General features: G+C 72.2%; 17 protein-coding genes. 5 read left to right on the top strand and 12 right to left on the bottom strand.

From position 1 onward, the window contains the following. Positions 1-255: 255 nt before the first annotated feature. Genes ettA through HW837_RS40810 form a run of 3 tightly spaced genes read left to right on the top strand, consistent with a single transcriptional unit; the run spans position 256 to position 3,026 of the window. A complete protein-coding gene (ettA, locus tag HW837_RS40820; protein WP_045557597.1) occupies positions 256-1,920 on the top strand; it encodes an energy-dependent translational throttle protein EttA in 1,665 nt (554 codons plus the stop codon). A gap of 6 nt (positions 1,921-1,926) precedes the next feature. Next, a complete protein-coding gene (locus tag HW837_RS40815) occupies positions 1,927-2,337 on the top strand; it encodes an acyl-CoA thioesterase (RefSeq protein ID WP_045557596.1) in 411 nt (136 codons plus the stop codon). Continuing rightward, on the top strand, positions 2,334-3,026 hold the full coding sequence (locus HW837_RS40810; RefSeq protein ID WP_045557595.1) for a DUF8185 domain-containing protein: 693 nt from the start codon (positions 2,334-2,336) through the stop codon (positions 3,024-3,026). The genes HW837_RS40815 and HW837_RS40810 overlap by 4 nt, the downstream gene beginning before the upstream one ends. A 24-nt stretch (positions 3,027-3,050) precedes the next feature. Here HW837_RS40810 and HW837_RS40805 read toward each other — a convergent pair whose 3' ends face one another. Continuing rightward, positions 3,051-3,464 (bottom strand): globin, encoded by a 414-nt coding sequence (locus tag HW837_RS40805; RefSeq protein WP_033526430.1) that lies wholly within the window; start codon positions 3,462-3,464, stop codon positions 3,051-3,053. A gap of 124 nt (positions 3,465-3,588) precedes the next feature. Between HW837_RS40805 and HW837_RS40800 the strand changes: the two genes are divergently transcribed. Then, positions 3,589-4,569 (top strand): methyltransferase domain-containing protein, encoded by a 981-nt coding sequence (locus HW837_RS40800; protein WP_045557594.1) that lies wholly within the window; start codon positions 3,589-3,591, stop codon positions 4,567-4,569. A gap of 89 nt (positions 4,570-4,658) precedes the next feature. Here the strand turns inward: HW837_RS40800 and HW837_RS40795 are convergent, their stop codons facing one another. The 4 genes from HW837_RS40795 to HW837_RS40780 form a co-directional block, all read right to left on the bottom strand. After that, a complete protein-coding gene (locus HW837_RS40795) occupies positions 4,659-6,410 on the bottom strand; it encodes an FHA domain-containing protein (RefSeq protein ID WP_193381092.1) in 1,752 nt (583 codons plus the stop codon). 148 nt (positions 6,411-6,558) lie between these two features. Beyond that, a complete protein-coding gene (locus HW837_RS40790) occupies positions 6,559-7,905 on the bottom strand; it encodes a vWA domain-containing protein (protein WP_045557592.1) in 1,347 nt (448 codons plus the stop codon). Positions 7,906-8,047: 142 nt separating this feature from the next. Then, positions 8,048-9,367: a PP2C family protein-serine/threonine phosphatase gene (locus HW837_RS40785; protein WP_045557591.1), complete on the bottom strand. Its 1,320-nt coding sequence runs from the start codon at positions 9,365-9,367 to the stop codon at positions 8,048-8,050. Next, the gene (locus tag HW837_RS40780) at positions 9,368-11,662 is read right to left on the bottom strand and encodes a serine/threonine-protein kinase (protein ID WP_419583495.1); all 2,295 of its coding nucleotides are present in this window, start codon (positions 11,660-11,662) and stop codon (positions 9,368-9,370) included. It lies immediately after the preceding gene. Here HW837_RS40780 and HW837_RS50510 point away from each other — a divergent pair. Continuing rightward, the gene (locus HW837_RS50510) at positions 11,640-11,975 is read left to right on the top strand and encodes a hypothetical protein (RefSeq protein WP_419583496.1); all 336 of its coding nucleotides are present in this window, start codon (positions 11,640-11,642) and stop codon (positions 11,973-11,975) included. The two genes, HW837_RS40780 and HW837_RS50510, sit on opposite strands and share 23 nt — an antisense overlap. 1 nt (position 11,976) lies before the next feature. On the opposite strand, the gene HW837_RS40775 is transcribed toward HW837_RS50510, so the two are convergent. From HW837_RS40775 to HW837_RS40745, 7 genes are all read right to left on the bottom strand, one after another. Further along, positions 11,977-13,302, bottom strand: coding sequence for a hypothetical protein (locus HW837_RS40775; RefSeq protein ID WP_093790851.1), 1,326 nt, complete (start codon positions 13,300-13,302; stop codon positions 11,977-11,979). 67 nt (positions 13,303-13,369) lie between these two features. Next, on the bottom strand, positions 13,370-14,401 hold the full coding sequence (locus tag HW837_RS40770) for a glutamate ABC transporter substrate-binding protein (RefSeq protein ID WP_193381093.1): 1,032 nt from the start codon (positions 14,399-14,401) through the stop codon (positions 13,370-13,372). A 35-nt stretch (positions 14,402-14,436) separates the two neighbouring features. Continuing rightward, positions 14,437-15,915 (bottom strand): hypothetical protein, encoded by a 1,479-nt coding sequence (locus HW837_RS40765; RefSeq protein WP_177262008.1) that lies wholly within the window; start codon positions 15,913-15,915, stop codon positions 14,437-14,439. Between the two features lie 274 nt (positions 15,916-16,189). Beyond that, a complete protein-coding gene (locus HW837_RS40760) occupies positions 16,190-17,146 on the bottom strand; it encodes an N-acetylglucosamine kinase (RefSeq protein WP_045557770.1) in 957 nt (318 codons plus the stop codon). Between the two features lie 110 nt (positions 17,147-17,256). Beyond that, positions 17,257-18,522, bottom strand: a complete 1,266-nt coding sequence (locus tag HW837_RS40755) for a 6-phospho-beta-glucosidase (RefSeq protein ID WP_045557586.1) — start codon at positions 18,520-18,522, stop codon at positions 17,257-17,259. Between the two features lie 7 nt (positions 18,523-18,529). Beyond that, positions 18,530-19,429 (bottom strand): carbohydrate ABC transporter permease, encoded by a 900-nt coding sequence (locus tag HW837_RS40750; RefSeq protein WP_193381094.1) that lies wholly within the window; start codon positions 19,427-19,429, stop codon positions 18,530-18,532. Continuing rightward, positions 19,426-20,370 (bottom strand): carbohydrate ABC transporter permease, encoded by a 945-nt coding sequence (locus HW837_RS40745; RefSeq protein ID WP_045557584.1) that lies wholly within the window; start codon positions 20,368-20,370, stop codon positions 19,426-19,428. The genes HW837_RS40750 and HW837_RS40745 overlap by 4 nt, the downstream gene beginning before the upstream one ends.

Genomic DNA, 20,370 nt, shown 5'->3' with positions numbered 1-20,370 from the left:
AGCTCCTTGGTAACTCAACAGTGAGTGACCGCGCAGTGACGCGTGCGCCCGACGCGGCCCCGCTATGCTCCACCGGCACCGGCACCGGCACCGGCCCCGGCCCCGGCCCCGGCCCCGGCCCCGGCCCCGGCCCCGGCCCCGGGGCCGCGTCGCTCGTCCGGGGGGCTCACCATCCGGTTTCCGTCGAGGGCTGGCCGTGCGGCAAGATGGGTGGTACTGCCCACTGCCAGATCTCAAGTTGCCGGACGGTTTCTCTTGGCTGAGTACATCTACACGATGCGCAAGACGCGCAAGGCGCACGGCGACAAGGTCATCCTTGACGACGTCACGCTGAGCTTCCTGCCCGGCGCGAAGATCGGTGTGGTCGGCCCGAACGGTGCCGGTAAGTCCACCGTCCTCAAGATCATGGCGGGTCTGGAGCAGCCGTCCAACGGCGACGCGTTCCTGTCGCCCGGCTACACCGTCGGCATGCTCCTCCAGGAGCCGCCGCTGGACGAGTCCAAGACGGTCCTGCAGAACGTGCAGGACGGCGCCGCCGAGATCATGGGCAAGCTCCACCGCTTCAACGAGGTCGCGGAGCTCATGGCGACCGACTACTCGGACGCGCTCCTCGACGAGATGGGCAAGCTCCAGGAGGACCTGGACCACGCCAACGCCTGGGACCTGGACACCCAGCTGGAGCAGGCCATGGACGCCCTCGGCTGCCCGCCCGGCGACTGGCCCGTCACCAACCTGTCCGGTGGTGAGCGTCGCCGCGTCGCCCTGTGCAAGCTGCTGCTCGAGGCCCCCGACCTGCTCCTGCTCGACGAGCCCACCAACCACCTGGACGCCGAGTCCGTGCAGTGGCTGGAGCAGCACCTCGCGAAGTACCCCGGCACCGTCGTCGCCGTCACCCACGACCGGTACTTCCTCGACAACGTCGCGGGCTGGATCCTGGAGCTCGACCGTGGCCGCGCCATCGGCTACGAGGGCAACTACTCCACCTACCTGGAGACCAAGCAGACCCGTCTCAAGGTCGAGGGCCAGAAGGACGCCAAGCGCGCCAAGCGGCTCAAGGAAGAGCTGGAGTGGGTCCGCTCCAACGCCAAGGGCCGTCAGGCCAAGTCCAAGGCGCGTCTGGCCCGCTACGAGGAGATGGCCGCCGAGGCCGACAAGATGCGGAAGCTGGACTTCGAGGAGATCCAGATCCCGCCGGGCCCGCGTCTGGGCAGCGTGGTCGTCGAGGTCAACAACCTCAGCAAGGCCTTCGGCGAGAAGGTCCTCATCGACGACCTCTCCTTCACGCTGCCGCGCAACGGCATCGTGGGCATCATCGGCCCGAACGGCGCCGGCAAGACGACCCTGTTCAAGATGATCCAGGGTCTGGAGGCGCCCGACTCCGGTTCGATCAAGGTCGGCGAGACCGTCAAGATCTCCTACGTCGACCAGAGCCGCGAGAACATCGACCCCAAGAAGACGCTGTGGGCCGTCGTCTCCGACGAACTGGACTACATCAACGTCGGCCAGGTCGAGATGCCCTCCCGTGCGTACGTGTCCGCGTTCGGCTTCAAGGGCCCGGACCAGCAGAAGCCGGCCGGGGTGCTCTCCGGTGGTGAGCGCAACCGCCTCAACCTGGCGCTCACCCTCAAGCTCGGCGGCAACCTGCTGCTCCTCGACGAGCCGACGAACGACCTCGACGTCGAGACCCTGTCGTCGCTGGAGAACGCGCTGCTGGAGTTCCCCGGCTGCGCCGTGGTCGTCTCCCACGACCGGTGGTTCCTGGACCGGGTGGCCACGCACATCCTCGCCTACGAGGGCGAGTCCAAGTGGTTCTGGTTCGAGGGCAACTTCGAGTCGTACGAGAAGAACAAGATCGAGCGACTCGGCGCCGACGCCACCCGTCCGCACCGCGCCACCTACAAGAAGCTGACCCGGGGCTGATCGATCTTGCGGCACATCTACCGCTGCCCACTGCGCTGGGCGGACATGGACGCGTACGGCCACGTCAACAACGTGGTCTTCCTCCGCTACCTGGAGGAAGCCCGTATCGACTTCCTGTTCCGCCCGGAGAAGGACTTCAAGCAGGGGTCCGTGGTGGCACGCCATGAGATCGACTACAAGCGGCAGCTGGTCCACCGGCACCAGCCGGTGGACGTCGAGCTGTGGGTCACGGAGATAAGAGCGGCGTCGTTCACGATCACCTACGAGGTCAAGGACCCGGACCAGGTCTACGTCCGGGCCTCGACGGTGATCGTGCCGTTCGACTTCGCGACCCAGCGGCCCCGCCGGATCACCTCCGAGGAACGCGAGTTCCTGGAGGAGTACAGGGATGACGAGGAAGAGGCCGTCGCCGCATGACGGTGCTCCACCTCGCCGACGAGGGGGAGGCCGCGGATCTCGCGGCCTTCCTCTCCCGGCTGCTCCACTACGACCGTGGAGCCGCGGTGCGCCTCCAGGCGGCCGGCACCGCGCTCGCCGTCTTCGGCCGGCCGCCGTCCTTCGAGGTCCTGGCGATCCGGGCCGTACGCCTCGCCAAGCCCTACGAGAACGGCCTCGACGCCACGCTCGACGTGACCGTGTCGGCCGGTGAGCTGCTGGAGTCCATCGACGAGGCCGGCGCCACGGCCGCCGTCCCGGCGGCGGTGACCGGACCGCCGTGGGCCGGGGTGCTTCCCCCGCGCGGCGGCTGGCGCCCGGAGGAGGGGTTGCCCGCGCCGGACGCGCTCCGGGCGATGGTCTCCGCCGCGGTGCGTGAATTCCGGTCCCGCACCGAGGAGTTGCCGCCCGAACACCGGACACGGGCCGAACTGGACCGGATCGGACGGGAGATCTGGTCCCGTACGGTCGGGGACACACCGCTGCCGGTGCGCGCCGTGCACGCGGCCCAGTCGCTCGGCTTCCTCCGCGCCCCGCGCGCGTCCGGCCCGCCCGGGACGGCGACGCCGGGACTGTTCTCGTCCGGCGCGTGGCTCCGGCTGCGCACACCGTACGGGTCGATCGCCGTCCGCAGGGCGGGACTGGGGACCCTGGGCGTCAGCGTCCGCTGAGGACGGCGGCGGCCGTGGCTGTGCCTAGCCCGGGGCGTTGACCATCGAGGCGGCCGCGTAGGTGAGGTAGTTCCACAGGGTGTGCTCGTGCTCCTCGGAGAGGCCGAGGTCGTCGACGGCGTCGCGCATGTGCTTCAGCCAGGCGTCGTGGGCGGCGCGGTCGACGGTGAACGGGGCGTGGCGCATCCGGAGGCGGGGGTGGCCCCGGTTCTCGCTGTAGGTGGTGGGCCCACCCCAGTACTGGATCAGGAACAGGGTGAGGCGGTCCTCGGCCGGGCCCAGGTCCTCCTCGGGGTACATCGGCCGCAGGATCGGATCCTCGGCGACGCCCTCGTAGAAACGGCGCACGAGACGCCGGAAGGTCTCCTCGCCACCGACCTGCTCGTAGAAGGTCTGCTCCTGAAGCGTGCCGCGCCGAATCTCATTCACGTTCCCCATGGTCTCAGACGCGGCGACGGAGGTCTTGAGGCGTAGGACCATCGCGAAACGGGTGGACCGGGCGATTCCGGACCCGCGGGCCGGGGTGCTCGCCTCTCAGGGCGTCCGGCCGCACAGTGGAGGTATGGGCGCGCACTCTGTGGACCACGACTTGGAACGTCTCGCTGCCGAGGTTCGGTCGGCGCTCGTGCGTGAGATCGAGGCGAGCGGGGCGTGGGACGCCGATCCGCAGTGGCGGAAGGCCTTCGAGAGCGTCCCTCGGCATCTCTTCGTCCCGTACTACTACGTGGGCGTCATGGGCGGCTTCGAGCGGCTGTGGGGCGAGGAACGCGACCCCAGGCGGCGGGCACGCTGGGTGCGGGGCGCCTACGCGGACACGCCGCTCGCCACGCGGGTGCGGGACGGCGAGCTGATCTCCTCCAGCAGTCAGCCGTCGCTGATGGCGAAGATGCTGGCCGAGCTGGAGGTGGAGGACGGTGACCGGGTGCTGGAGATCGGTGCCGGCACCGGGTACAACGCCGCTCTGCTCGCGCACCGGCTGGGGGACGACCTGGTCACGACCGTCGATCTGGACGCCGACATCACGGAGGCGGCACGCAGGCATCTGGCCGCCGCCGGATACCACCCGACCGTCGTCACCGGGGACGGGGCGCGCGGGGTGCCCGAGCGGGCGCCGTACGACCGGATCATCGCGACCTGCACGCTGCACTCGATCCCGCGCGCCTGGCTCGCCCAGTGCACCCCCGGCGCGCGCATCCTGACGCCGCTGGCCACGGGACTGGTACGGCTGCGGGTGGAGGACGCCGAGCACGCGGAGGGGCGCTTCCTGCACACCTCCGCGTACTTCGTGCCCCTGCGCGGGGGCAGCGAGCCGGAAGCGGTCCATCCGCATCTGGGCGGGCTGCCCCACCGGGCCAGGGACCACGAGCTCTTCCGGTTCCTGCTGGCCCTCACGGCGGCCAGTCTCGACCCGCACGAGGCGCTCGCCCTGTGGCAGCGTGAGGGGATGCCGTCCCGCGAGCGCTACGGCATCACGGTCCGCGGCGACCGTGCCTGGGCCTGGCTGGACGACCCGGAGGGGGCGTACGCCTGGCCGCTGCCGTGACCGGGGCCGGGCCCGGGGCGGGCGCCCACGGCTCAGGGCCGACCGATGTGCTCGGTCGGCCCTGAGTCGGTGTACTGCCGCGGGGCGGGTCAGCCCCGGCGGATCGTGATCGTCGTCCACGCGCCCACGTGGACCCGGTCCCCGTCCTGGAGGGGGATCGGCACGAAGGGCTGGATGGGGTCCTCGGAACCGTTGACCGTGGTGCCGTTCGTGGAGTTCTGGTCGACGACCGCCCAGTTGCCGTCGGGCTGCTGCACCAGGACCGCGTGCTGGTGGGAGACGCCCGGGTCCTCCGGCGGGACCGAGAGATCGATGTCGGGGGTGTCGCCGGTGGAGTGGCGGCGCCGTCCGATGGTGATCTGGTTGCCGGTGAGGGCGCGCCGCTGCTCCGGGGAGTACGCGGGCAGGTTCAGGCCGGCGGCCTCGGGGCCCGAGCGCTGCATCATCGCCATGAAGTAGTCGCGGTCGGGGCCGATGGTCGCGCTCCAGGTCGTCGGCGCCTGCGGGTACGCGGGGCCGGGCGGGGCCTGGGTGGCACCGGGCTGCGGGTAGCCGTAGCCACCCGGACGAGCACCCGCGCCGCCGGGACCGCCGGGGCCACCGGGTCCGCCCGGGCCGGTCGACGGCGGGGAGATCACCCAGTCGTCGTCACCGCCGAACGAGGGGCCGCCCCCGGAACCGGGACCACCGGGGCCGCCGGGACCTCCGGGCTGCGGTCGCCGGGTCTCCTGCGGGAAGCCGGGCGGAGCGGGAGCGCCCGCCTGCTGGAACGCCTGCGGTGCTCCACCGCCACCCGGACCGCCGCCGGGACCCTGACCACCAGGACCCTGACCACTGGGACCGCCCGGCCCACCGGGTCCGGGGCCGCCGGGGAAGCCGGACCCGCCAGGTCCACCCGGTCCACCCGGTCCGCCGTGCCCGCCCGGCGTAGGCCCGGGGGGCGGCGGGACAGGTCGTGAGGGGTCGCCGCCGAAGCCGGAAGGGCCGGGGCGTGAGGGATCGCCGCCGAAGCCCGAGGGGCCGGGGCGTGAGGGGTCACCGCCGAAGCCCGAGGGGCCGGGGCGCGACGGATCCCCGCCGAACGCGGACGGACCGGACTGTCCCGGACCCGGCTGCCCCGACGGGCCGCCGGGACCACCCGGGCGTCCAGGGCCGCCGGGGCCGCCAGGACCCTGACCACCGCCGTGGCCGCCGTGGCCCCCGGGACCGCCGAAGCCGCCGTTCGCGCCCGGTCCTCCGGGCCCGCCCGGACCCGGCTCGCCGCCGAACGGCGGGCCCGACGGGATCGGCTCGGCGGGACGGTTCACCTGCGAGGGGCGGGAGCTCTGGTAGTCGTACCCGTCACCGCCGCCGTACGACGGCGGAGGCGGCTGCTGGAAGCGGAGCGCAGGGTTCCCGCCGGGGCCGGGGCCGGGGCCGCCCGGACCGGCGCCAGGGCCGGGACCGCCGGGACCAGGGCCGCCCGGACCCGGTCCGGGCGCCGGAGGCCGCGGCGCGGCCGGGGTGTACGTGGTCGCCGTGTTGGTCAGGAAGTTCCACCGGCACTCCTCGCAGAAGGGCGCGCCGCCCTCGCGGGGCGTGCGGCACTGCGGGCATAGTTCCGGCTCGGCGGCGAGGTGCGGTCGTCCACCGGGACCGCCAGGGCCTCCGGGGCCCCCAGGCCCCCCAGGCCCTCCGGGGCCGCCCGGAGGCGGGGGAGGGGAGCCGGGCGGCGGGTATCCGTAACCGGCGCCCGGGGGCGGCGGTGGTGGCGGCGGGGGTACGGCACCGGCCATACGGTGACCGCAGACCTCGCACCAGTCGTCGGAACCCGACTGGTGTCCGTTCGGGCAGGTCGGCATGTCGGCGCTTCCCCCTCTCCTTTCCGGCCTCACGGCCGGTTCCTGTGGCCGCGACGGGCCGGTGTGGCCGCCTACCGGCCGGATCCCCGGTGGGGGAGCCAGGCTCGAGTGCAGCGGTGTTTCCGGGTGTTTCTTGCTCTGTTTCCGGCTACTTCTTTACACGAACAGTCTTTGTCGACCGTGTCTCGAGAGTCATCTCGTCGGCCTCCGTGACCTTCGCCTTCAGTCGCACAGTACCTGTCGCCGCGTCGACCACGTCCACCACCTTCGCAAGCAGTTTCGCAGTATCCGCGTTCCCCGAGGCGCTGGCGAGCTGAACGGCCCGCCCCAGCTTGGCCGTTGCTCCGTCGAAATCTCCGGATTTACGGGCATCCAAACCTTGCTGGATGACTTGTGCCAATTCGGCCTGACCCGTGTAGTGCGCGACCTGGGGGTTGATCGACGTCGACGCGACCATGTCGTCGGTCCACACGGCCTTCACCAGACCCTGGGCGCCGAGGTTCTGCGCGGTGCCCTCGGGCTGCGGGATGACGAGGGAGACACGGGCGGCCAGCATCTCCTGGCCGAGGTTGGCGGACGGGACCTCGACGCACACGTGGTAGTCGCGGGACTCGTCCCCCCACGAGCCGGTCGGGTAGTCCCCGGCGCGCGGTCCGGCCTCGGTACGACGGTCGGTCAACTCCTCGACCGTCGGCGCCACTTGCTTCACGAACTTGATCCGTGTGCCGACCGGGGTCCACAGCCGGAGGGCGACGTCCGCGACCTCCTTGCCCATGGCCGTCTCCATCATCTGCGTGAAGTCGGCGGACAGAGCGGCCGGGTCGGCGACGATGTCGGCGGTGCCGAGCAGCGCGGAGGCGATGCCGGTGACCTCCTTGACCTCCCAGTCGGTACCCACTCCACGCGCGTCACAGGTGAACCGTCCAGCACAGGCGTCCAGCGCGGCCTTCAGGTCCTCCGGGGACTCGTGCTCGTTGCGGCCGTCGGTGAGCAGGATGCCGTGGCGGATGGCGACGTCCGCCGAGGCGAGCAGCCGGTCGGCGAGCTTCAGCCAGGTGCCGATGGCGGTGCCGCCGCCCGCGCTGAGCCTGCGCAGCGCCTGCTTGGCCTGGTCCCGGGTGGCGGAGTCGGCGACCGCGAGCCGGCCGCCGCCGGGGTAGACCTCGCGGGCCACGTGGGTGCCGTCGATCACGGCGAAGTGGACGCCGTCGCGCAGGGTGTCGATCGCGGCGGCCGTGGCGTCCCGGGCGTTGCGCATCTTGGTCGGCGGGTAGTCCATCGACCCCGAGCAGTCGACCATCAGCGCCACGGCGGCGGACGGGCCCTGCCCGGGCGAGTACAGGTGCGGCGCGGCGACCGCGCTGCCGATGGTCCCCCCGCCGGTCGCGCTGACCGTCACGATGGCGTTCACCTCACGGCCGCCCTCGGGCAGGTACTCGTTCTGGTACACCTCGACCGAGAACTGCGGCACGTTCGACTTCGAGAAATTGGCCATGCCTACTCTGATCCCCCTAGCGGCCCCACAGCGCGTGGGGTGATGACTGTGCGTGCCCGTACCCGGACCGGTCCCCTCCGGTCCGTCGGCCCTTCCCGTCCGGCCGCCGGGGCGCACGCGAACATCCGGCCCGCGCGCACCCTCAGGCCGATCCTGCCCCCTGAGGAGGGGCCGGGAACGGCAGGATCGCCACTGTTACGTTGTCGTGGCCACCTCCGTCGAGCGCGCGGCCGACCAGGACCTGCGCGCAGTGCAACGGCCGCTCGGCCGCGTCCAGGGGCACGGCCTCGGCCATCTCCTCGGCGGCCTCCGCGTAGTTCCACAGTCCGTCGGTGCACACCACCACTACACCCGGCCGGTCCGGCTTGAAGGAAGCGGTGTGCGGCTCCAGTTCGTACGCGTCGGCGCCGAGCCAGCCGGTGATCGCGTGGGCACGCTCGTCGGCGTACGCCTCGGCCTCGCTCATCAGTCCCGCGGACACCATCTGTGCCGCCCACGAGTCGTCCTCGGTGAGCCGGGCCGGGGGCGCGCTGCGGTCCACCGGCACCCAGTAGGCGCGGCTGTCGCCGACCCAGCCGACGACGAGCAGGCTCGCGGTGACGATCGAGCCGACGATGGTGCAGGCCGGCGCGTTCTGGTGCGGGGCGTGCTCCTGGGCCGTCTCCGGCTCCTCCGCGAGGGCGTTGACGGCGCTCGCGGCGGCGACGATCGCGTCGTGCATGGCCTGCTGCGGATGGGTGCCGCGCGGCAGCGCGCCCAGCACCGTCTCGTTGGCGACGCGGGCGGCGGCGAGCGAGGCGTCGTCGGGGCGGGTCGCGGAGGACACGCCGTCGCAGACGATCGCGACGACCGCGGGGGAGCCGTCGGGCAGCGCGGTCGAGGAGATCGCGAACGCGTCCTCGTTGCGGTGGTGGCGCAGGCCCCGGTCGCTGACCGCGGCGACCGCGCCCAACTCCAGTTCCATGTGGTCGCGTTCACGGGGCTGGGCGTGTCCGCAGTTCTCGCAGTAGCCGTCCCGGTCGACGCGGCCCGCGCGGCAGGCCACGCACACCTTCGTACCGGCCGCGGGGGTGGCGAGGTCGGTGGTGCGCGGGTCCGGCGGCTGGGGCGCGGCCAGCGGGTACTCGTCGGGCTCGCGGGGCCGGTCGAACCGTACGCCCCGGCCCGGTCCCGGCAGTTCGCCGCCGCCGGAGTCGGTGCCCGGGATGTCGGTGGGACGGACCACCGGCGGGGGCGTGTCGGTGCTCGGTTCGGAGGCGACGGGCCAGTCCACGGAGCCGGCCTCGTCGGGCGCGGCGGCCGCCGTCCCGTTCATGGTGAGGGTCGGATGGTCCGCCGGCGGTGCGGGGACCGCCGACAGGTCATGGCCGCACGCACCGCAGAAGCGGTCGTCCGAGGCGAGGGGCCACTCGCAGATCGGGCACTTCGTCAGCGCGGTCGGCTGGGGCATCTGCGACATCAACTACACCCACGTCCGGGGGCGGTAACGGTTGGCACGTTCCACCAGGTCGATCCTCTCCTCGCCGCCTTGGGCGAGCCGGGCCAGTGTGCGGTACGACCGCTCCAGTCCGAAGCGGAGGCCGCGCTCGTCCAGCGTGCTGCCGAGCAGGACCCGCTCGCCGGTCGGGGGCGCGGCACCCCGGCTTCCGGAGAGTACCCAGTCCAGGGCGCAGCCAAGGACCTCTGTGGACAACTGCTCGCGGCGCACCGCGTCCAGACCGTACCCGCCGAGCGCCTCGACCTGCCCGGCGGCCGCGGTCAGATCGTCCAGGAACGGGGCGCCCTGCGCTGTTTCGTCGGTCCCGGCCGGGGGCGGCGCCGGTTCGGCTCCGAGCGTCGCGTCCGCGCGGTGTCTGAGCCGGGCCCGTACGGCGGCGACCCGGGCGGCGGTGTAGTGGATCGACGCCTCCGGCACGGACTCCAGGGTCCGGACGGCGTTCTGCCGGTCCCCGGCGGTCAGTCGCACCCGGGCGAGCCCGAACGCGGCGCTGACGAAGCTGGGGTCGGTCGTCCACACCAGGCGGTAGTACTCGGCGGCGTTGTCCAGCTGCCCCAGCACCTCGGCGCACAGGCCGAGGGCCAGCTTGGGGGCCGGCTCGCCCGGGAAGGCGTCGTAGATCGCGTCGAAGGACAGCGCGGCGTTCTCGTGGTCGCCGGTGGCGAGCGCGGCCACGCCCCGGTACCAGACCACCCGCCAGTCGTCGGGGTGGTCCCGCTCCAGGGCGTCCAGGGTGGCCAGGGCGATGGTGAACTCGGCCATCTCCAGGCGGGCCCGCAGCTCGCGCAGCCGCAGCTCCAGGGAGCCGCTGGGGGCCGCGTGCAGCGCTGTGATCAGCTCGGTGGGCGCGGAGGTGATCAGTCCCGCGAGGAACCCGGCGTTCGGGTCGCCCGGGTCCACGCGCGGGACGGGCAGCGCGAGGGCCGCGGCGGCGGTGTCGAGCTGCCGGGTGAGCCGGGCGGGGACGGCCGCGCCGGCGGTCAGCAGGGCGGGCGTGGCGGAAGGCGAACCGGAAGGCGAACCGGAAGACGAACCACCGTTCCTGGTGGTCGGCTTGTCGCGGCGCGTGCCCAGCCGGGACACGTCCCCGTCCAGCTTGGCGAACAGCTCCGTGTCCGTGACCTTCACCTCGGGGCCGAAGATCGTCGACAGGGCGGGCCGGGCCCGGCCCGTCTGGAGGGAGACGACCTCCCGCAGCACACCCGTCAGCTGCTCCGACATCTCCTGCGCGGAGGCGAACCGGCGGGCCGGATCGGGGTCGGTGGCCCGGACCAGCAGCCGGTAGAACGACTCGTACTGGCGGAAGACCTCGATGTTGTCCGGGTCGGGCAGGGAGTCCACGAAGACGTTCGTGTAGCCCTGGAAGTCGAAGGTGAGGACCGCGAGCGTGCGGGCGACCGTGTACAGGTCGGAGGCGACCGACGGGCCCACGTCGGCGACCTCCGGGGCCTGGTAGCCGACGGTGCCGTAGATGGCCGACTCGTCGTCGTCCATCCTGCGCACCGCGCCCATGTCGATCAGCTTGAGCTGGTCCTCGGTCTGGATCGCGTTGTCGACCTTGAAGTCGCAGTACAGGACGTTGCGGCTGTGGAGGTGACCGAGCGCCTCCAGAGCCTCGATGCCGTACGCGCACGCCTGCTCCACCGGCAGCGGATCGCGGCGCCCGTCCGGCGTGCGGCGGCCGTTGGCGATCTCCTTCAGCGACTTGCCGCCGACGTACTCCATGACGATGTACCCGTCCAGCGAACCGGTGCGCTGGTCGAGGTGCTCGACGAAGTTGTAGATGCGGACGATGTTGGAGTGCTCGATCTCGGCGAGGAAGCGGCGCTCGGAGATCGCCGCCGCCATCGCGTCCTGGTCGCCGGTGTCCAGCAGGCCCTTCAGCACGACCCAGCGGTCCGACACCGCCCGGTCTATGGCCAGGTAGATCCAGCCCAGACCGCCGTGCGCCAGACAGCCCACGACCTCGTACTGGCCGCGCACGATGTCGCCCGAGTGCAGCTTCGGCACGAAGGAGTACGGGTGGCCGCACTTGGTGCAGAAGCCCTCCGTGCGCCCCGGCCGGTCACCGCGCGCCCGGCCGACCGGCGCCCCGCAGTCCGAGCGCGAGCAGAACCGCTTCCGCTCGGGCACCTCGGCGGTCTCCAGCACCATCGAGCGCGGGTCGGGACGCGGCACGTCCGGCACCTGGACCAGACCCACACCGAGCCGCGCCCGCCCCGAGGTGCCGGCGGTCTTGCCGGAGCTGCGCACCGACACCGAGCGGCCCGTCGACCGGCCCGACAGGGCACGCGAGAGCCGGCCCGAGACCGAGCGGCGCGACTGCGAGGACCGGGCCGACGTGCGCGAGGAGCGCGAACTGCCGGAACCGGAGCCGCGCGAGCCCCTGCCGCCCCCGGTGATGCCGGTGGGCGGGGAGTTGACCATGCCGCTCGCCGAGACGACCGGCGCCAGACCGCACTCGTCGCAGTACAGCTCGCCGCCGCCCACGTCCTCGTACGCACCCGAGCAACCGGGCCGCTGGCACGACTGCCGCGCCGTCTCCTCGCCCGCCGGGCTCTCCTCCGTCTGACTCACTGCTGTTCCTCCCTCCGGTCCTGGGGCGCGGGCTGGGCCGGTACCGACTGGCCCAGCAGCTCGGTGGCCGCCTGCTGGTAGCGCAGCACCGCCATCTCGGCGACGCGCAGATCACACGGGGCGCTCCACAGCATGCGCCGCGCAGCGTCGTACCGCTCGACCAGCAGCGAGTCCTCCGCGAAGCCGTGCCGGGCGACCTTCGCCTTGTACGCGTCGAGCCGGCCGCGCAGCTCCGCGCGGACCGCCAGCGGCGCGGTCACGGCCGTCAACGACTCGCGGGCCCGCAGCAGTTCGTCGTCCGCCTTCTGCTCCAGGGACTCCAGGAGCGGGGAGAGCCGGTGCCACTGCGCGTGTCTGCGGTACTCCGCCGCCATCGCCAACTGCTCCTGAAGCACCGTCGGCGGACCGCTCACCACGGGCACCTCCGTCGCGGCGATCTTCGCCAGCACCTCACCGCGCGCGCTGCGCGCCTCGGCGAGCGTGCGGTCCGCGCGGCTGAGCACGTCCCGCAGCTTCAGCAGTCGCGCCTCCGCGTCCTGCCGGACCGTCAGCACGGCGTCGATCTCCCGCCGCACGTCCTCCAGGGCCCGTGCCTCACGGTCGTACGTCGAGGTGTCCGGGCGGCCGCCACCGGGCGCCGAACTGCCGGGCGTGGGCACCCAGAAGGCCAGCGGGTCCGAGACGACCCGCTCACGGAGGCGGGTCAGGGTGCGGGTGATCCGCTCCAGGTCGTCGCCGGCCGGGTGCTCGCCGGGGCGTACGCCCACGGAGTGCGCGAGCCCACGGGTGCGCTGGAGCTCGGCGGCCAGGAGATCGATTCTGGCGGGCAGCGCGGACCACACCGCGTCGGCGGCCACGACCATGTCCAGCGAGGACGCGTACAGGTCGTTCATCCGGTCCACGAGTGTGACCAGCGAGAACTGTTCGCTGAGCCGGGTCGTGCCCTGGAGCGTCGGCGCGTTCGCCATGGCCGTCGCGGAGCCGGCGACCGTGACCGCCTCGCCGCGCAGCAGTTCCGTCAGCTCCACCAGGTCCTCACGGCTGGACCAGCGGCGTCGCGAACGGATCTCCCGGGCGCTGTGCAACGCGTCCGTGTACGCGTCGAAGTAGGCCCACAGCAGCGTGATCGACGCGTCCGCGGCGGTCCAGCGCTCCTTGGTGACGCCGGTCAGCGCGGCGCCTTCGAGCAGCCTGCGGCCCGCGTGGTCCTGCAGGGCGAGCAGCGAGGTCTCGATGGCCTCGTGCTCCGCGCCGAGCCGCGCGAGCGCACGGTCCACCTCGTCCCGGTCCATCACCGGCCCGGTGGATCCCGCGACGCCCATCGATCACCTCTCGCTGCTGTCGGTGTCCGTCAGTTGAACCCGGTCCTCTTACGTCGGTCCCGGTACGTCAGTCGCTGTACTGGGGGGAAGGCGGCCGGGACTGCCCCGAGTTGTCGCCGAGAGTCCCGGACAGCCACTTGTCGTAGGAGTTCTGCCAGCCGTCCTTGAGATAGTCCACCAGCACCTGGTTGACCCGGCGTACCAGATCATCCGCGTCCCGGTTCATCGCCACTCCGTAGTACTCGGTCGTGAACGGCGCGCCCTTGAGGTCGACCGTCGGGTCCTGCGCGGCCTGGCTGGCGGCGAGGGCTCCGTCGGTGACCACGGCGTCGACCTCGCCGAGCTGGAGCCTGACCAGGCAGTCGAGTTGGTTGGGGACGGTCAGGGAGATGTCGGCGGTGGCGGGCAGCTTGCCCGAGGTCCGGCCGGCCTCCAGGGTGGACAGGGCGGTGGAAGTGGCGGCCGTACAGATCTTCTTGCCCGCCAGCGTCTTGTCATAGCCCTTGATCGTCGAGGACTTGGGGGCCAGGACCTGCTGACCCGTCCTGAAGTAGGGCTGGGAGAAGGCGACGTCCTTCAGACGGTCGCAGCTGATCGTCATGGTGCGGACCACCATGTCGATCTCCTTCTTCTGCAACAGGGGGATGCGCTGGCTGGTGGGGATCGCCCGGAAGCGCACCTTGTTCGGGTCGCCGAGTATCTCCTCGGCGATGCGGTGCACTATGTCGATGTCGAAGCCCTCCAGCACGGCTTCGTCCTTCGTGCTGTTCGGGTCGCGGTAGCCCCAGCGGTAGCTGTTCTGGTCGACGCCGACCGTGATGACGTCGTTCTTCCGGATCCGCTCGATCGCGTCGCCGGAGGCGCTCGACGAGGGCCGCAGGCTCCGCTTCTCCGGATCGCCCTTCTCCTCGCAGTCGTCCGCCCGCGCCTGCGTGCCCCGGACCACGCCCGGGCCGCCGGTGCCTGTCGCGCCGTCGCCGCGGGTGCCCTTCACCGGCAGCACCAGGGCGAAGACCAGGGTCAGGGCGCAGAGGACCGCCATGGCGCCCACGCCGCCCCAGCCCCTGAGGCCGGCTCGCAGGCGTCGCATCGCATTCATCGCTCCTCCTTCCACCGAGTCTCCTCCCGTCGCCGTCACCGGTACTCCGACAGCCTGCGCCCGATGCCCAGCACCGCGCCGGCCGCGCCCAGCACCGCCAGGACGGCGGCGCCCACGGGAAGTCCGAGCATCGCGTCACGGCCGCCCCGGGCCGCCGTGGTGAACTCCCGCTTCTCGTAGTCGCTCGCGATGCCGAGGTTCGTGTCGACCTCGTCGAAGCACTCGCCGGTCGGCTTGTCGCCGTCCGGGCAGTCGGTCGTGGACCTGCCGCCGATCACCTGGTCCAGAGCGCACTGGTAGTCGCCCTTGTCGTCGGCGGCGCGGGCCCTCTCGTGCCGTTTCAGCCACTCGTCCATACCGAGGCCGGCGGCCTTCACCGGCTTCGCGCCGCTGCTGTCGTCGGCCAGCTTCTCGGCGGCCGCCAGCTTGACCTCGAGATTGCGCATCTCGATCCCGAAGTTGTGGTCGAACTCGTCCACGTTCTTCTTCTGGCCGTCGTCCTCGATCTCGATCGACTGCGCCCCGCGGCTGATGAGGGTCAGGTTCTCGTTGCCCCGGGCCGTGAGGGAGGCGATGCGCGCGTCGTTGAGGACGGTCATGGACCGGACGCCGTGGTCGTAGGAGTCGTTCAGCCCCGCTCGGGCGACGGTGTGGCCGCCGGCCAGCCACAGCAGGACCACGGTGGAGGCGGCCGTCGCCGCGACCATGCCGTGGTTCAACACCCGGTTGGTGCGCCGGTAGTTGCGCCGCTGGGCCCAGACGAGGCCGCCGATGGCGAGGACCCCGAGGCCGAGCGCGGCCCAGGGGTACGCCGTGGCCTCCGCGTAGTCGTCACGGAGCCGCTCGTTCTCGTTGTCGTAGATGCTCTGCGCCTCGTCGAGCATGCCCTGCATCTTGTCGTTGGCGTAGCGCAGATAGGCGCCGCCCAGGGGGTAGCCCAGCCGGTTGTTGGCGCGGGCCCGCTCGACCAGGCCCTTGTACTCGGGCAGCAGGGCGTTCAGCTTGGCGATGCGTTCCTCGGAGTCGGAGCCGGACTTCGACGCGGTCGCGGCGAGGGCCAGCTGTCTCGCGGCCTCCCCCATCTCCCGCTCGTAGTCCTCACGCGACTCCCGGGTCTCCTGCCCGCCCGCGAGGAACCCGCTGGAGGCCGCCGTGTTGGCGGCGGCCAGCGAGCTGTAGATCTCGGCGGCGGCCGAGCTGAGCGGCTGGCTGCCGTGGAGCACGTCGTCGGCGGCGGCCGCGCGGTCGTTCATCTGCCAGGCCGTGACGGCGCCGAACGTGACGACCAGGAGGGCGAGGACGGCGCCGATGATGCGCAGCCGGCCTGGCTCGGTCGTCGCAGCGGCGCGCAACTGGTCGACGCCCTCGGCGAACGCCGTGCGGCGGGGCGGCCCGCCGTCCGGGGCCGGGGGCGGCACGGGGGTCCTCGACGGTGCGGCCCGGGGCGGCACGGCGGGGCCCGGGCCCGTGGGTGGTGCCGTCGGTGCCGCGCTGCCCTCCGGCGTGAATGTCACCTGACCTCCCCCTGGTCATCCGTCCATCGCTTCCGTCCGCTCGCACGGACAGAGGTGCACGGCCGCAAGTATCGCCGTCGGGACTGACAACGCACAGACCTTGACTCGATCTTGTTCCCCGATCGTGTCCGTAGGCACTGTCCTTGTCGGATCCGGCGCAGCACAAGGCTTCCCGCACCACCCCCTGCCCATGAATACGCGCTCCGATCGGGTTCGGTTCCCTGGGGGTTCGAACGCGTTCGAGGGAGATCCAGGAGGGTGGCGCGGGGCGGGGTCAGCCTCGTTCGTAGTGCGCCCGCACACGCGCGTGCACGCCGCGCGGCGCGCCCACGTGGTCGAGCCCGAGCAGTGCCGCGCCCAGCACCGGGGCTGCCGTGACCACCCGGGGCACCGCCTTGGGCGCGGCGGCGGCCAGCGCCTCGCGGATCCGGGCGTCGAGGAGGGGGTGCCGGGCGGCGAGGACACCGCCGCCGAGGAGGACGGGGGTCTCCTCGCCGAGGAGGTCCAGGCGGGTCAGGGCCACCGTCGCCATGGCCACCACCTCCTCGGCCATACGGTCCACCAGCGAGCGGGCCACCGGGTCGCCGCCGGTCGCCGTGGTGAACAGGACCGGGGTCAGCTCATGGCGGCGGACGGCCGGGATGTCCCCGAGGTGCAGCGCCTCGACCAGGGCGTACACGGAGTCCAGGCCGAAGTGCGCGGGCAGCGTCTCGGCCAGTGCCGTGGGACCGCCCCGGCCGTCCTCGGCGCGGGCCGCGTGCCACATCGCCTCCTCGGCCAGGCCCCAACCACCGCCCCAGTCCCCGGAGATGCGCCCCAGCGCGGGGAAGCGCGCGGTGCGGCCGTCGGGGCGCATGCCGACACAGTTCACGCCGGCACCGCACACCACCGCCACGCCCCGGGGCTCGGCCACCCCGGCCCGCAGGATCGCGAAGGTGTCGTTGCGGACCTCGACGGTCGTGCCCCACGCGCGCGTGCGCAGCGCCGCCGCGAGGCGCTCCTCCTCCACGGGGAAGTCGGCGTTCGCCAGACACGCCGAGACATGGTCGACCGAGCGGAACCCGGCCTCGGCGAGGGCCCGCCGTACGACCTCCGCGAGGCCGTCGACCGCCGCCGTCACCCCGACGGCCGGGGGCTGGAACCCGCCGCCGCGCGCCGCGCCCAGCACCTCCCCGTCGGGCGCGACCACGGCCACGTCGGTCTTGCTGTTGCCCGCGTCGACGGCGAGCACGCTCCCGCGCACGGCGTCACGCCCCTCAAGCCCGCGCACGCCGTCCCGCCGGTCAGGCCCGCGCGCGCCTTCACGGCCGTGCGCGCCGTCACGCCCGCGCGCGTGCTCGCTCATGCCCACGCGAGGTGCTCCCGGTTGTGTGCGAGCAGTCGGTCGGTGAGGGCCTCGGCGTACTCGTACTGGCCGATCAGGGGATGGGAGAGCAGGGCCCGGAACACCCGGTCCCGGCCGCCGCGCAGGGCCGCGTCCAGGGCCAGATCCTCGTACGCGGTCACGTTCGCCATCAGACCCGCGTACAGCGGATCCACGGTCGGGACCGGCAGCGGGGCCGCGCCGTCCGGTCCCACGGCGGCCTGCACCTCGATCACCGCGTCGGCGGGCAGGAACGGCAGGGTGCCGCCGTTGCGGGTGTTCACCACCTGGTACGGGCTGCCCCCGTCGCCCAGCAGCGACGCGGCCAGGTCCACGGCCGCCTCCGAGTAGAAGGCCCCGCCCCGGCGGGCCAGCAGCGCGGGTTTCTCGTCGAGCGCAGGGTCGGCGTACATCTCCAGCAACTCCCGTTCCATCGCCGCCACTTCGGCGGCCCGGGAGGGCTTGGTTCCCAGCTCCCGCACGACCTCGTCGTGGGCGTAGTAGTAGCGCAGGTAGTAGGACGGGACCACCCCGAGGCGGTCCAGGACCGGGCGGGGCAGGCGCAGATCGGCGGCGATCGTCCCGCCGTGGTCGGCCAGCAGTTTCGGCAGGACGTCCGCGCCCGCCGGGCCACCGAGGCGGACCCCGGTCTCCCAGGTGAGGTGGTTGAGGCCCACGTGGTCCAGATGGACCTCGGCCGGGGCCACCCCGAGATGCGCGGCGAACTTCCGTTGCAGGCCGATCGCCACGTTGCACAGGCCGACCGCCTTGTGGCCGGCCCGCAGCAGGGCGCGGGTCACGATCCCCACCGGGTTGGTGAAGTCGATGATCCAGGCGTCGGGATTGGTCCGGCGCACGCGCTCGGCGATGTCCAGGACGACCGGCACCGTGCGCAGCGCCTTCGCCAGGCCGCCCGCGCCGGTGGTCTCCTGGCCGACACAGCCGCACTCCAGCGGCCAGGTCTCGTCGCGCTCCCTGGCTGCCTGGCCGCCGACGCGCAGCTGGAGGAGGACGGCGTCGGCGCCCTCGACGCCCCGGTCCAGGTCGCCCGTGGTGACGATCCGGCCCGGGTGCCCCTGCCGGGCGAAGATCCGGCGGGCCAGGCCGCCGACCAGCTCCAGCCGGTCGGCGGCCGGATCGACGAGCACCAGCTCCTCGATCGGCAGTGTGTCCCTGAGCCGGGCGAACCCGTCCACGAGTTCGGGGGTGTAGGTCGACCCTCCGCCGACCACGGTGAGCTTCATAGCTGTATCAACCCTTAACTCCGGTCAGGGTGACGCCTTCGACGAACGCCTTCTGGGCGAAGAAGAACACGAGGATCACGGGGGCCATGACCAGCACGGTCGCGGCCATGGTCAGATTCCAGTCGGTGTGGTGCGCGCCCTTGAAGGACTCCAGGCCGTAACTGAGCGTCCAGGCGGCCGGGTTCTCGGAGGCGTAGATCTGCGGTCCGAAGTAGTCGTTCCAGGCGTAGAAGAACTGGAACAGGGCGACGGCCGCGATGCCCGGCTTCGCCATCGGCAGGACGACCCGCAGCAGGGTGCGCAGTTCGCCGCAGCCGTCGACGCGGGCCGCGTCCAGGTACTCGTCCGGGATGGTCGTCAGGAACTGCCGCAGCAGGAAGATGGAGAACGCGTCCCCGAACGCCATCGGGATGATCAGCGGCCACAGCGAACCGGACAGGTCCATCTGCTTGGCCCAGAACAGGTACATCGGGATCACCACCACCTGCGGCGGCAGCATCATCATCGAGATGACCAGCATCAGCGCCACCTGCCTGCCTCGGAAGCGGAACTTGGCGAGCGCGTACGCCACGGGGACGGACGACACGACGGTGAGGACCGTGCCGAGGCCGGCGTAGAGAAGGGTGTTCTTCCACCAGGTCAGGAAGCCGGGGGTGTCCAGGACCTGGCGGTAGTTGCCCCACTCCCAGGTGTGCGGGAGCAGATCGCGGGTGAGTGCCTGCTGGTCGCTCATCAGCGAGGTCAGCACGACGAAGACGAAGGGCAGGGTGAAGAAGAGCGCGGCGGCCACGCCCAGGGAGTGGACGGCGATCCACTCCAGCAGGGCCCGGCGGCGGGCGGTCCGCGCGCTGTCCGGGGCGGCCGCGGCCATGACGGGCTCGTCGCGCACGTCCAGTACCTGGGTCATCGGTCACCCGCTCCGATCAGTCCGCCCCGGCGCCGCATCAGCAGCGCGGTGAACACCATCGACAGGGCGAACAGCACGAGGGCGACCACACAGGCGGAGCCGTAGTCGAAGCGCTGGAAGCCCAGGTTGTAGACGAGCTGGGGCAGAGTCAGGGTCGACTTGTCCGGGTAGCCCGGCTCGAACTGCTGCCCGGAGCCGCCGATGACGCCGGAGGCGACCTTCCCGGCCACCAGGGGCTGCGTGTAGTACTGCATGGTCTGGATCACGCCCGTGACCACGGCGAACATCACGATCGGCGAGATGCTCGGCAGGGTCACGAACCGGAACCGCTGCCAGGCCGACGCCCCGTCCAGCTCGGCGGCCTCGTACTGCTCCTTGGGGACGTCGAGCAGCGCGGCCATGAAGATCACCATCAGGTCGCCCACGCCCCACAGCGCGAGCGCGGTGAGCGCCGGTTTGGACCAGGCCGGGTCGGTGAACCAGCCGGGCGTCGGCAGGCCCAGCCCGTCGAGGACGGAGTTGACCGGCCCGGTGCCGGGGTTGAGGAGGAAGACGAAGGCCAGCGTCGCGGCGACCGGCGGGGCGAGATAGGGCAGATAGAACAGGGTGCGGAAGACACCCGTCCCGGTCCTGATCTTGGTGATCAGCAGACCGACGCCGAGGCCGAAGACCACGCGGCAGGTGACCATGACCAGCACCAGCCAGAGCGTGTTGCGCAGGGCCGGCCAGAACATCGGATAGTCGTTGAAGACGTAGGACCAGTTGCCCAGGCCGCGGAAGACCGGGGTGCCGAATCCGTCGTACTTCATCAGTGAGAAGTACACGGTGGACACCAGCGGATAGGCGAAGAAGACGCCGAACCCGATCAGCCAGGGGGACAGGAAGGCCACCGTCCGAAGCGCCGACCTGCGGCGCTTCGCGCGGAGAGTGAACGTGGACAT

This window comes from Streptomyces caniscabiei (assembly GCF_014930365.1).
Taxonomy (GTDB): Bacteria; Actinomycetota; Actinomycetes; order Streptomycetales; family Streptomycetaceae; genus Streptomyces; species Streptomyces caniscabiei.
Note: the sequence above shows the minus strand (reverse complement) of the source record. Positions and strands in the feature narration are given on the sequence as shown.